At 50.7% G+C, this 12,888-nt stretch carries 11 protein-coding genes and 2 rRNA genes (1 of these 13 cut by a window edge); 11 read left to right on the forward strand and 2 right to left on the reverse strand.

Features of this window, described 5'->3' with window-relative positions; genetic code table 11:
- The 7 genes from IMCC3135_RS06090 to IMCC3135_RS35405 all read left to right on the forward strand — a co-directional run.
- Positions 1–2,309, forward strand: a 23S ribosomal RNA gene (locus IMCC3135_RS06090) (it extends 584 nt beyond the left edge of the window).
- Between the two features lie 183 nt (positions 2,310–2,492).
- A 5S ribosomal RNA gene (rrf, locus tag IMCC3135_RS06095) occupies positions 2,493–2,608 on the forward strand.
- A 268-nt stretch (positions 2,609–2,876) separates the two neighbouring features.
- Positions 2,877–4,580 (forward strand): molecular chaperone HscC, encoded by a 1,704-nt coding sequence (locus tag IMCC3135_RS06100; RefSeq protein ID WP_088916795.1) that lies wholly within the window; start codon positions 2,877–2,879, stop codon positions 4,578–4,580.
- Positions 4,580–5,209 (forward strand): J domain-containing protein, encoded by a 630-nt coding sequence (locus IMCC3135_RS06105; protein ID WP_088916796.1) that lies wholly within the window; start codon positions 4,580–4,582, stop codon positions 5,207–5,209. Before IMCC3135_RS06100 ends, IMCC3135_RS06105 begins: the two co-directional genes overlap by 1 nt.
- A 69-nt stretch (positions 5,210–5,278) precedes the next feature.
- Positions 5,279–5,761, forward strand: coding sequence for a helix-turn-helix domain-containing protein (locus IMCC3135_RS06110; protein ID WP_088916797.1), 483 nt, complete (start codon positions 5,279–5,281; stop codon positions 5,759–5,761).
- Positions 5,742–6,416: an IS630 family transposase gene (locus IMCC3135_RS06115; RefSeq protein WP_088916798.1), complete on the forward strand. Its 675-nt coding sequence runs from the start codon at positions 5,742–5,744 to the stop codon at positions 6,414–6,416. The genes IMCC3135_RS06110 and IMCC3135_RS06115 overlap by 20 nt, the downstream gene beginning before the upstream one ends.
- Positions 6,417–6,573: 157 nt before the next feature.
- Complete coding sequence (locus IMCC3135_RS35405) at positions 6,574–7,008, forward strand: RDD family protein (protein WP_418251433.1); 435 nt, start codon at positions 6,574–6,576, stop codon at positions 7,006–7,008.
- 375 nt (positions 7,009–7,383) lie between these two features.
- Here IMCC3135_RS35405 and IMCC3135_RS06125 read toward each other — a convergent pair whose 3' ends face one another.
- On the reverse strand, positions 7,384–7,563 hold the full coding sequence (locus tag IMCC3135_RS06125; RefSeq protein ID WP_088916800.1) for a PLDc N-terminal domain-containing protein: 180 nt from the start codon (positions 7,561–7,563) through the stop codon (positions 7,384–7,386).
- A 196-nt stretch (positions 7,564–7,759) separates the two neighbouring features.
- Between IMCC3135_RS06125 and IMCC3135_RS06130 the strand changes: the two genes are divergently transcribed.
- On the forward strand, positions 7,760–8,635 hold the full coding sequence (locus IMCC3135_RS06130) for a phytanoyl-CoA dioxygenase family protein (RefSeq protein ID WP_157735796.1): 876 nt from the start codon (positions 7,760–7,762) through the stop codon (positions 8,633–8,635).
- A 14-nt stretch (positions 8,636–8,649) separates the two neighbouring features.
- On the opposite strand, the gene cobU is transcribed toward IMCC3135_RS06130, so the two are convergent.
- Entirely contained in the window at positions 8,650–9,168 is a 519-nt protein-coding gene (cobU, locus tag IMCC3135_RS06135) for a bifunctional adenosylcobinamide kinase/adenosylcobinamide-phosphate guanylyltransferase (protein WP_088916802.1), read from the reverse strand.
- A gap of 141 nt (positions 9,169–9,309) precedes the next feature.
- Here cobU and IMCC3135_RS06140 point away from each other — a divergent pair, with 141 nt between their 5' ends.
- The 3 genes from IMCC3135_RS06140 (at position 9,310) to larC (ending at position 12,887) form a co-directional block, all read left to right on the forward strand.
- Positions 9,310–10,188 (forward strand): NAD(P)-dependent oxidoreductase, encoded by an 879-nt coding sequence (locus IMCC3135_RS06140; protein ID WP_088916803.1) that lies wholly within the window; start codon positions 9,310–9,312, stop codon positions 10,186–10,188.
- Between the two features lie 69 nt (positions 10,189–10,257).
- Positions 10,258–11,559, forward strand: a complete 1,302-nt coding sequence (locus IMCC3135_RS06145) for a nickel-dependent lactate racemase family protein (RefSeq protein WP_088916804.1) — start codon at positions 10,258–10,260, stop codon at positions 11,557–11,559.
- 47 nt (positions 11,560–11,606) lie between these two features.
- Entirely contained in the window at positions 11,607–12,887 is a 1,281-nt protein-coding gene (gene larC, locus IMCC3135_RS06150) for a nickel pincer cofactor biosynthesis protein LarC (RefSeq protein ID WP_088916805.1), read from the forward strand.
- The last annotated feature ends 1 nt before the right edge of the window (position 12,888 follow it).

A 12,888-nucleotide genomic window follows, 5' to 3' on the forward strand; every position in this document is an offset into this window, starting at 1 on the left:
AGTGGCAAGCTTAAGTGCTTAGCGGAGGCGTAGGGAAACCGAGTCTTAAATGGGCGACATAGTCGCTGGGAATAGACCCGAAACCGAGTGATCTATCCATGGCCAGGTTGAAGGTTGAGTAACATCAACTGGAGGACCGAACCCACTTATGTTGAAAAATGAGGGGATGAGCTGTGGATCGGAGTGAAAGGCTAATCAAACTCGGAGATAGCTGGTTCTCCTCGAAATCTATTTAGGTAGAGCCTCTTGTATCACTGTTGGGGGTAGAGCACTGTTATGGCTAGGGGGCCATCCCGGCTTACCAACCCATTGCAAACTCCGAATACCAACAAGTGCAATCAAGGGAGACACACAGCGGGTGCTAACGTCCGTTGTGAAGAGGGAAACAACCCAGACCGTCAGCTAAGGTCCCTAAATATTGCTCAGTGGGAAACGATGTGAGAAGGCATAGACAGCCAGGAGGTTGGCTTAGAAGCAGCCATCCTTTAAAGAAAGCGTAATAGCTCACTGGTCTAGTCGGCTTGCGCGGAAGATTTATCGGGGCTCAAGCAATATACCGAAGCTACGGGAGCTTGGAATTTATTCCAGGCTCGGTAGAGGAGCGTTCTGTAAGCCTGCGAAGGTGTGCTGTGAGGCATGCTGGAGGTATCAGAAGTGCGAATGCTGACATAAGTAACGACAATGGGAGTGAGAAACTCCCACGCCGAAAACCCAAGGTTTCCTGCTCAACGTTAATCGGAGCAGGGTTAGTCGGATCCTAAGGCGAGGCCGAAAGGCGTAGTCGATGGAAAACAGGTTAATATTCCTGTACCACTTATAACTGCGATGGGGAGACGGAGAAGGCTAGGCCAGCCGGCAGTTGGTGTCCGGTTTAAGCGAGTAGGGTGTGACCTTAGGCAAATCCGGGGTCGCTTTACCTGAGACGTGATGACGAGCTCTTTAGTGAGCGAAGTGGTTGATGCCATGCTTCCAAGAAAATCCTCTAAGCTTCAGGTTATGAGTGTCCGTACCCCAAACCGACACAGGTGGGTAAGTTGAGAATACTAAGGCGCTTGAGAGAACTCGGGTGAAGGAACTAGGCAAAATAGCACCGTAACTTCGGGAGAAGGTGCGCCCTTGTGAGTGAGTGGATTTACTCTACGAAGCTTATGAGGGCCGCAGTGACCAGGTGGCTGCGACTGTTTACTAAAAACATAGCACTCTGCAAACACGCAAGTGGACGTATAGGGTGTGACGCCTGCCCGGTGCCGGAAGGTTAATTGATGGGGTTATCTTCGGAGAAGCTCTTGATCGAAGCCCCGGTAAACGGCGGCCGTAACTATAACGGTCCTAAGGTAGCGAAATTCCTTGTCGGGTAAGTTCCGACCTGCACGAATGGCGTAACGATGGCCACACTGTCTCCACCCGAGACTCAGTGAAATTGAATTCGCGGTTAAGATGCCGTGTACCCGCGGCTAGACGGAAAGACCCCGTGAACCTTTACTACAGCTTTGCACTGAACTTTGAACCTACTTGTGTAGGATAGGTGGGAGGCGTTGAAACGTGATCGCTAGATTGCGTGGAGCCGACCTTGAAATACCACCCTGGTATGTTTGGAGTTCTAACTTAGACCCGTTATCCGGGTTGAGGACAGTGTATGGTGGGTAGTTTGACTGGGGCGGTCTCCTCCCAAAGAGTAACGGAGGAGCGCGAAGGTACCCTAAACACGGTCGGAAATCGTGTGGTTTGTGCAAAGGCATAAGGGTGCTTGACTGCGAGACAGACACGTCGAGCAGGTGCGAAAGCAGGTCTTAGTGATCCGGTGGTTCTGCATGGAAGGGCCATCGCTCAACGGATAAAAGGTACTCCGGGGATAACAGGCTGATTCCTCCCAAGAGTCCATATCGACGGAGGAGTTTGGCACCTCGATGTCGGCTCATCACATCCTGGGGCTGTAGCAGGTCCCAAGGGTATGGCTGTTCGCCATTTAAAGTGGTACGCGAGCTGGGTTTAGAACGTCGTGAGACAGTTCGGTCCCTATCTGCCGTGGGCGTTTGAGAATTGAGGGAAGCTGCTCCTAGTACGAGAGGACCGGAGTGGACGATCCCCTGGTGTTCCGGTTGTCACGCCAGTGGCATTGCCGGGTAGCTACGATCGGACAGGATAACCGCTGAAAGCATCTAAGCGGGAAGCCCCTCCCAAGATGAGTTCTCACTGAATCCTTGAGATTCCTGAAGGGCCCTTGAAGACCACAAGGTTGATAGGCAGGGTGTGGAAGCGCAGTAATGTGTGAAGCTAACCTGTACTAATTGCCCGTGAGGCTTGACCATATAACACCCAAGCAGTTGTGATACCCCTTGAGGGTACACTCGTTAATAGCGAAGCTGTTCTTGGACTGTTGTGTGCGACATAAATAGCACGACAACGATTAAACCAAGTACAATCGACTCTCCAAATTTGTTGTTTAGTAGCTAATCCAGCAATGGATGGATGCTCGACGGCACACCAGTTCTCCCGGCGACCACAGCGTTTGGGTACCACCTGATCCCATCTCGAACTCAGAAGTGAAACCATTCCGCGCCAATGATAGTGTGGGGCTTCCCCATGTGAAAGTAGGTCATCGCCGGGTTTTATTTACGTCCATCAAGGCCGTCTCTCAGGAGACGGCCTTTTTGCATTCCGGATTTGAGAAACTATCCCTTGTTTTTGTCATGAATCCGGTACAAAAACACTCACAGTAGGGTAATCGAGTGCCTGCTTACGCCTGCAGAGTTTCAACACTTGCAGCGTGTTTTTCATTTCTTGTCGAAACGCCTGGTCGACGACACTTGTCCAGATGTGCAATATGATACGGTGGCGCAGTTGATACTAATCACATCTACTAAAGAACACGCTACATGACTTCGGCTATCGTTGGAATGGATCTGGGCACTACCAATAGTGCTTGTGCTGTCTGGAAAGACGGCAAGGTGCAAATGATTCCGAACCGACTTGGAGAGATGCTGACACCCTCTGTTGTGCATATCGATAATACCGATACCGCAAGTATCGGCAAGACAGCTCGAGAAAAGCTGATCCTGCAGCCCGATGCAACTACAGCCTTGTTCAAGCGCTACATGGGTACCGATCGGGTAATCAAGCTTAACCGGAAAAAATTCACAGCTCCTGAGCTATCTGCCTTTGTTCTGCGCAGTCTCAAGGAGGATGCGGAAAACTTTCTGGGCGAGTCCGTTGAAGAAGCCGTGGTCAGTGTGCCCGCCTATTTCAGCGACGCACAGCGCAAGGCAACTGTGCAGGCAGCTGGCATGGTAGGGCTGAAAGTGGAACGTCTGATCAATGAGCCTACCGCTGCTGCGATGGCCTACGGGCTGCATAACAAACCTGAACATACACAGTTCATGGTGATTGATCTTGGCGGTGGCACCTTCGACATCTCCATCATGGAATACTTTGATGGTGTACTGGAAGTACACGCCTCGGCGGGTGATAACTTTCTTGGCGGCGAGGACTTTCTCGATATCCTTGTGCAGGAATATCTTGCTCGGTTGAATATCAGTAAGTCATCACTGAACAAGTCAGATCTGAACAAGGTCTACCAGCAGCTGGAATTGGCCAAACGTCGCTTCAATTCAGCCGATCAAGTCATTGTAGAGCCGTTCCTTAGTGATCAACATGCTCCTGTGAGCTTGAGTTCAGAGGAATTCGAGAGGCTAGTGCAGCCGCTGATGCAACGCATAAAGCGCCCGATTGAAACAGCCCTCAGAGATGCTGATCTGATGCCGACAGATCTGGATGACGTGTTGCTGGTAGGTGGGGCCACTCGGATGAAAGTTTTGCGCACAACCGTTGCCAGAATGTTCCGGCGCATGCCATCGGCCAACCTCGATCCTGATCTCGTCATTGTCATGGGAGCGGCTATTCAGGGCGGGCTGAAAGCGCGTGACGCGGCACTGGATGATGTGGTGCTGACAGACGTCTGTCCGTATTCCCTAGGTACCGGTGTGCAGAATCCAGAAGATACCAAGGGGAAGCAGGGTCTGCTGTTCGATCCGATTATAGAGCGAAACAGTGTCATACCCATTAGCCGTGAAAAGCGCTATGTCAGTGCGCGGGATAATCAACGATCTATCAATATCGACGTTTATCAAGGTGAAAGCCGCCTGGTACAGAACAATATCAAGCTAGGCGAGCTCAAGGTCAATATACCCAGGGACAAGGCAGGTAATCAGGCTGTCGATGTCAGGTTCAGCTATGACATCAACGGTTTGTTGGAAGTGGATATCGTGGTTGAATCCACTGGCAGTCGAATGAACTCAGTCATCGAGAATGCCCCCGGAACGCTAAGTGCTGAGGAGCTGGATAGCAGTTTGAAAAAACTGGCAACCATGAAATTTCATCCGCGTGACCAAGAAGAGAATCGCGCATTGATTGCCCGTGCCGAGCGACTCTACGAAGGACGTCTTGGTGACGATCGAAGAGATGTCATTACATTTCTATCGCAATTCGAATCAGCCATTGAGACGCAGGATGAAAAAATCATCGAAATTGTGCGCAGCCGATTTGTCTTGCAGATAGAAGAATACGAGGAATCGTACTTTTAATGAGTTGTTGGCAAACACTGGGCGTAAATTCAGACGCCGATAAAAAAACCATCAAACTCGCCTACGCCAAAAAGCTTAAAGCGACCCGGCCCGATGATGATCCGGAAGGCTTCATTGCTCTACATCAGGCTTATAAAGCGGCTTTGCAGGAAGCTGCTCGTGGCACTGATAACACGGCTGAAACTGTTCAGACAACAGGACCAACGCATCAGCAATCTTCGTCTGCCAGCTCATTTCGCGATGATGGTCGATTGGCAAAATACGCTGAAAAAGCAACAATAGAAGCGTCACCACCAACCGATAATGTCACCGAGAATTCGGATGAGATATTGGTAGTCAGCAGGGTTGAAGCACCTGACAATAACGATCAACCTGACTATAACGATCAAGCAAAAATCCCAGTAACCAGTGCACCGCCTGATGAAGTGCCTAGTTACGAACTACCTGAATATCAGATAAGGCTGGGTGCGGATAAGGAGAACGCTCTAGCCCACGCACATGAGTTGATTGGCGATCCGCAACGTGTGAATTTGGTTGAGGAATGGCAATATGTTGAGTCCATACCTTCCATGATCGATCTTGATTTTAGCGCCGATCTTGGCGATCTGTTATTCGAACTAGTGGTGTAACCGCTTGATAAATTCCAGTTATAGTCTAACTTCATAATAGTACTTTGCAACCTGTTGAAGTGATTGAGAATGCCTAAGCGTCATGTGGTTAAGTTGTCCGAAGAAGAGCGCCATGCTCTGGAGCAGATCTGTAAAACGGGACGCATAGCGGCGCAGAAGCGACGACATGCACAGATTTTGTTACTGGTTGATCAAGGAGAGCATGGTCCTTCGATGACCGATGCCGAGGTTGCTGAGCGAATGGAACTGACCACCCGTTGCATCGCAAAGACACGCCAGCGATGTGTGGAAGAAGGATTGGAACTGGCGCTGCAGCGTAAGAGACGCAGTCGAGAGCGAACGGCAAGATTGGATGGCGATGCGGAGGCCAGGCTAGTAAGCCTGGCTTGCAGTGATGCGCCAGAAGGCCAGGTGCGTTGGACGTTGAAGCTGTTGAGCGAGCGTCTGATTGAGCTGGAAATTGTCGAAAGCGTGGCTTATGAAACGGTGCGTCAAGTTTTAAAAAAACATCATAAAACCTTGGCAGAAACGCATGTGGTGCATAGCGCCTAAAGAGGACGCGGGGTTTGTCTGCCAGATGGAGGCTGTACTGGATGTGTATAAAAGACCTTTTGATGCAGAGTATCCTGTGGTTTGTATGGACGAGACAACCAAACAATGCACGCGTGAGGTACAAAAACCGATCCCGGCATCGCCTGGCCAAAGTGAGCGCTACGACGGAGAGTACGAGCGCAATGGAGTTGCCCACCTGATGGTGTTCTATACGCCATTGGAGAGTCGACGCACGGTGCGTATTGCCGACAATCATGCGTCGGGCGAATGGGCCGAAGGCGTCCGTGACCTGGTGGAGAATCAATACCCCCACGCGAAAAAGATCACGCTGGTTATGGACAACCTGAGCACTCATAGCGGAGCCTCCCTATACAGAACGTTCGAACCCGCCGTGGCACATGCGCTTATGCAGAAGCTTGAGTTTGTCTTTACACCCAAGCATGGCAGTTGGTTGAATATGGCTGAATGTGAGTTCAGCGTTCTGGCCAGGCAATGTTTGGATCGACGCATTGCCGACGTGCCTACGCTGACCAAGGAGATAGCCGCATGGCAGACCCATCGCAACGAGAACGCCAAGCCTGCCGACTGGCGCTTTACAACCGACGATGCTCGTATCAAACTCAAAAGGCTTTACCCGAAAGTATCATGCAGTTAACCTACTAGTATCCAGAGCGAATGTCAGCACTTTGAAAGACAACAAGCCTTTTATCAAGGAGCCTGTGTTGAACTACCTCAATGTCTATTTTCACTGGGACAAGAACTGGAAGCATTATGAAAAGCGGCATGGATACAAACAGTCAAACGCTGTGTTCATGTTTACCGGTGACAAATCCAACATTAGGTCGAAGAGGCGAGAGGTTCACGCTGCTCGACGTGCTATGGCATTCGGTATTGATATAGCGTTGCTGTTTATGCTGATGTTTGCTTTGATGGTTATGGGTATGCAGAATTCAATATCGAACATGACTTTCTCTTTCATCGCACTTTACTGGTTGGTTGGCATCCCTGTACTTGAGGCATCCAAGTGGCAGGCTTCAGTTGGCAAACGCTTGTTTGGGCTGATAGTTGTAAATGGGAATAATGAAAGAATCGGATTTGGTAGGTCCTTTGGACGCTGCTATCTGAGTTATCTAAGCCTTGTTATTATACAACTCAGCGTATTTGCCAATGCGTATGCCTGGTTCAGGTACAACGCGTTAATACATGACACTCTAAGTAAGTCATACGTATCCAGACATCGGCGTTGATGGCAGCAAGATTGAACGACGTTTTCACCTCAACTGTCAGTGGCATTCAGTCAAGCCTTATGACTCGTGCGGGCAACCAGCTGCAGCGCGCCAATCAATGTTCAGAGGCCATCTCGATGCTGATTTTTTAAAATGAGTTCATGCTCAACAATAGAGGTGGGTCGGTAACGGCCCAGCCGTAAGGGTGAAATTCGCTCATGGATGGGTGCACGATTGTCTGTGGTGGATTACTGATAGCACTAAATCACCGCTCGACCTTTCGCAGTCGCTAATAAAAGCTTACCGATAGGCTATTGACGTGCAAGACTCTGGACAAAAATGTCCAGAGTTGAGGTAGTCAGCTGAACGTCTGTTGGGAGGGGTAGCCTGATACAGCTACCCTTTGGGTCCCATGAGAAACCACACGATCAGGCCAACCACTGGCAGGAACAGGATAAAGAGTATCCAGAGAATTTTTTTCCCGGTTGTGGTTCCGCTGTTTATGATCTTCGCGATTGCCCAGATGGCGATCACCAGAAAAATGATACCTAATAGTCCTGATACTTCTAATCCCATGATGGGTCTCCAGATGGTCAATGACTACATTTTAAGGGGTTGGATCGATCTTGTCGGATGAACGGCTGTTCTGTGTAATTTCTTCATATATTTAAATATAAAAGCAAGATTTATATTTGCAATTATTTTTGTTGCTGGCATAATTAGTACTCACATGCAGATTGCTTTGTCAAAAGCCTGTCAGGAGATGCTGGGAATGAACGCCAACAATCAATTAGTGAAGGAAGCAAAGGCCAGCTCTGGTGACAAAGTTGAGCTAAAAGATGACTGGGTTCAACAATACGAGCGTGATGGTTATCTCTTTCCGCTGAAAGCGATGGACCCGGCACAAGCCTTGGAATATAGAAAGCAGATGGAATGCTTTGAAGCTTCTGTTGCGGATAAGCCCGATATGCGAAAAATGGCGCTGCTGAATGGAGCCTATCTATTGCCTTTTGTTGATGAGATAACTCGGCTGGAGTCAATTCTTGAGCCTGTCAAACAGTTATTAGGCCCGAATATCATGGTCTGGAATGCTGGCTTTTTCATCAAGGAGCCGCGCACTGAGGACTTCATTAGCTGGCATCAGGATCTGACTTATTGGGGTCTGAGTGATAGTCATGAGGTGACTGCCTGGGTTGCATTATCGCCTTCGACGATTGCAAGTGGTTGTGTGAAATTTGTAGCTGGAACACACAAACAGGACATTGTCGAACACAAGGATACTTTCGAGAAGAACAACCTGCTATCGCGTGGACAGGAGATAGCGGTAGAAGTCAAAGAGGAGGAGGCTGTCAATATCCAGCTGCAGCCCGGGGAGATGTCACTCCATCATGGGAAGGTCTTCCATGGTTCACACGCGAATACTTCCGATGATCGACGTATTGGTCTGGCTATTCGTTATATATCTACCGATATGCGCCAGACGATAGAAGAAAAAACAACGGCTAAACTGGTAGCAGGTGTCGATGAGTTTGACAATTTCAGGCAGGTTGGCAAACCACGTGGTGTATTGGATCCCGAGGATATTGCGTCATTGGAAGAGAACATGCGTATTCAACAGCAATTTCTGTATGCCGGGAGTAAAAAGTAGGAGGGCGTACTTGATCACTGAGTTGCTGATTTCAGGTGATGACTGAGTCCTGCAATAACCAGAACAACTTCGTCGCTTTGTGCTGCGAGACTCTGATGAAGTAATCCCACTTCATCACAATAACGTCGGGACAGCTCACCCATGGGAACTATGCCCATATTGGTTTCATTGGAGACTATTATCAATCGGTTTTCACAATTATCAAGGGTCTCCAGCAATGCGTTTTTTTCCTTTGCAAGGCGCTGCGTGTCTGGGTGAAGCAATAAATTGGTGATCCATAAGGTCAGGCAGTCAACGAGTATGCATTGCCCGGTGCCGATACTGGATATAGCCGAGGCGAGTGCAAGAGGCTCTTCAACCACTTGCCAGTGTGAGTTGCGATCAGCTTGATGCCGGGCTATGCGAATCTGCATTTCCGGGTCGTCTGCTGTTGCTGTAGCAATGACAGTTACCGGTGTTTCTGAGGTGCTTGCCAATTGCTCGGCGTATCGGGATTTGCCCGATTTGACGCCTCCTAGTATCAGGGTTTTCATGTGGTCAACAGGTATGCAGCAGGAATTGTGATCAATTCTACGCCAGCCTGTGTATTTCCACGTGGTTGCGTCGCTAGTCTGGAAAGCTGTTTCTAATATAATGAGTTACCATTGTAGTTTGCCAAAACCGGATCAGAATCAATGTCAAACGTAGCATTTTTGGGCCTGGGTGTGATGGGATACCCTATGGCGGGATTTCTGCAGAAAGCAGGGCACTCGGTTACCGTTTACAACCGGACTGCTGAAAAGGCGCAGCGTTGGGTTGCCGAGTTTGGCGGTTCAGCTGCAGTAACTCCCAGGGAAGCGGCAGAGGGTGCAGAGTTTGTGCTTACCTGTGTGGGTAATGATGACGATCTGCGTTCTGTGGTTCTTGGCGAAAACGGTGTATTCGCTGGCATGGCCAGCGGTAGTGTTTTCATTGACCACACAACGGCATCGGCGCAGGTTGCACGTGAGTTGGCGATTGCAGGAAGCGAGAAGGGAATTGGCTTTGTTGACGCGCCGGTCTCAGGCGGTCAGGCTGGCGCTGAAAGTGGGCAATTGGCCATTATGTGTGGCGGCTCTCAGGCAGATTTTGATCGAGCGCAGCCCGTCATGGATGTCTATGCAAAAGCCATAGAGCTTTTTGGAGAGGCGGGTGCAGGCCAGATAACCAAAATGTGTAATCAGATTTGCATTGCGGGTCTGGTGCAGGGAATGTCGGAAGCCATTAATTTTGCTGAGAAATCAGGCCTGGATGCCAAACAGATGGCAAACCTGGTAGCTAAGGGGGCCGGTGGTTCATGGCAGCTGACGAATCGTGCCGAGACCATGGTTGACGACAAGTTTGACTACGGTTTTGCGGTCGACTGGATGCGCAAGGATCTGGGTATTGCCCTGGCTGAGGCCAAGCAGATTGGTGCTTCATTGCCTGTCACTGCAGTGGTCGACCAGTTCTATGCCGATGTTCAGCAAATGGGTGGTGGGCGTTGGGATACTTCCAGCCTCATCAAGCGTCTGCGACACTTTCAGAAGGACTGATTTACAAACAAGACGTGTAAGGCAACGTCTGCATACAAGCGTTCAAATCAAGCAAGCGAGTCTCTGGACATGAGTAAACAAGCGGTCGAACTACTATATGGGCGTGGAACGCTGGCGCTCGCCTTGCCTGACAATGCCGAGGCCACTGTTATCAGTAAGCCACCTTTTCCAGAGGCAGCTTCTGCGGCAGAGGTGTTCGCTCAGGCCATGGCCAATCCCGTTGATTGTGCCTCACTTGAGCAGCTGAGCAAGGGCTGCAAAAGTGCCTGCATTCTCATTTGCGACATTACGCGGCCGGTGCCCAATCACGTCTTTTTGCAACCGATGATCAGAACGATGATGGATAACGGCATAGCGGCCGACAACATTACCGTGCTGATTGCAACGGGACTGCACCGTCCGAATGAAGGGGACGAGCTGGCTGAGCTGGTTGGTGATCCCTGGGTGCTGGATACCGTCAAGGTGGTCAATCATTTCGCTCTGAACGAAGATGATCATGTCAATCTGGGCAAGACAGCTACCCGTGGAACGCCGGTCGGTATCGACCGGCGTTTCGTGGATGCCGACCTTAAAATTGCCACGGGTCTGGTTGAACCTCACTTCATGGCCGGGTACTCCGGAGGTCGTAAAGTCATCGCTCCGGGAATTGCCCACCACGAAACCATACGTACTTTTCACAGTGCTCGCTTCATGGAGGATCCAGCAGCGACTCAGTGCAACCTTGAACATAATCCTCTGCATGAAGAGCAGCTGGAAATCGTTGAAATGCTGGGTGATGTCTACGCATTGAATACCATCATCGACGAGGATCGTCGACTGGTCTATGCAACCTTTGGCGAAGTCATTGCCAGCCATCTCAAGGCCGTAGAGTTTGTACGCGGTTTTACTGAGATTGCCGTAGGACGAAAGTTTCATACGGTAGTCACCTCTTCGGCCGGCTACCCGCTGGACCAGACCTACTACCAAACGGTCAAGGGCATGGTCACGCCTCTGGATATTCTGGAGCCAGGCGGTACTCTGATCATAGCTTCAGAGTGTGCCGAAGGAATCGGTTCACAGCATTACCGAGAAGCTCAGGGGCGTCTGGTCTCAATGGGCCCGGATGCCTTTCTGGAGACCTTGCTGGCCAAGCAGCTGGCGGATGTGGACGAATGGCAGACTGAGATGCAATTGAAGCCGATGCGTACCGGCTCTGTGTGTTTGTACACCACAGGTCTGTCGGATGAAGATCACGCGTTGACAGGCGTGGAAAGAATCAATGACCTGACAGCGGCAATCGCAAGAAGCATGGCTGAGCATGGGGATACGGCTGTTGCCATTATCCCGGAAGGTCCATACGTCGTTCCTGTCGTCAGTACGGCCCGGGCGTAATTTTCTCTGATGAGTTTTAGACCTCGAATAGCTGGAGACGACCGGGTATGAGTGCATATGCCGAAGATGCTCGATCCGGGCATATACATATGGAACCCGTTGGTGGCGTGGCCGGAGACATGTTCGTGGCCGCCATGATGGACCTGTTTCCCGAGCATGCCGATGCTTGCTGGCAGGACCTTGTCGATTGTGGCGTAATGCAACACGTCAGTGTCACTCTGGAGTCCGGTTTGAGTAACGGGCTGGCGGTCAAACGCTTGCAGGTCAAGCTGCAGCAGAAACCGGCCAAACGCACTGGCAATTTCAAGGATTTGCGAGCCTGGCTGGAGGCGAGTGCTTTGCAAGCATCGGTTAAATTGCGTGCCCAGGCCATCTTGCATCTGCTTGCCGAAGCCGAGGCATTTGTGCATGGTGTCGATATAGAACGAGTGCACTTCCATGAAGTGGCGGACTGGGATTCAATTGTCGATGTAGTGGCTGCGGCCAGCATGATTGAGCGATCAGGTGTTGCCAGCTGGAGCTGTGCGCCTCTGCCGCTGGGTTCAGGACTGGTGCAAACAGAACATGGGAAGCTCCCTATACCTGCGCCAGCAACGGCCTGGTTGCTGAGAGAGCTACCGGTCTGGGATGATGGCGAGCCAGGAGAGCGAGTGACGCCAACCGGCGCTGCCATTGTTCGTCACGTGTTGAGTACCGCTAATGATCAACAGCCATTGCAGTCGCAAGCCAGGCCTCCAATTGGTACGCTGGTATCGATAGGTTGTGGGGCAGGACAAAGGGATCTGCAACAACGGCCGAACGTGGTGCGTTGCCTGCTCATCAGTACCGAAAAAGCAAATGCACCATCGTTGTCTGTTCAGGATTTGCCGCTTGCCGAGCTTGGTGCCGGACAGCTTATCGATGAAATAATGCAGCTGTCCTTCGATATTGATGACATGACACCCGAAGAATTGTCAGTCTCTCTGGAGTATCTGCGCCAGGAATCGGGTGTTCTGGATGCCAGCTTTCAATTGGGAATGGGCAAAAAGGGACGGGCAATGTTTGCCGTTACCATCTTGTGCCGGATTGCCGATGAACCTGCGGTCAGCGATCGCTGTCTGGAGGAAACCACAACACTGGGTATGCGTGTCCAGAAATTACAGCGACGCACCTTGCAGCGGCAACATCACACAGTTTCAGGAACACAGAACAAGGCTGGAATCAAGACAGCGAGGCGACCAGACGGTGTCGTAACAGCCAAGGTTGAGAGTGATGATCTTGTGCCTACCCGTGGACTTCAGGCGCGGCGACGACTCGCGCAAGAGCTTCGGGCGCCGTTCGAATCGTGAG

Origin of the sequence: Granulosicoccus antarcticus IMCC3135 (assembly GCF_002215215.1) — a bacterium.
Taxonomy (GTDB): domain Bacteria; phylum Pseudomonadota; class Gammaproteobacteria; order Granulosicoccales; family Granulosicoccaceae; genus Granulosicoccus; species Granulosicoccus antarcticus.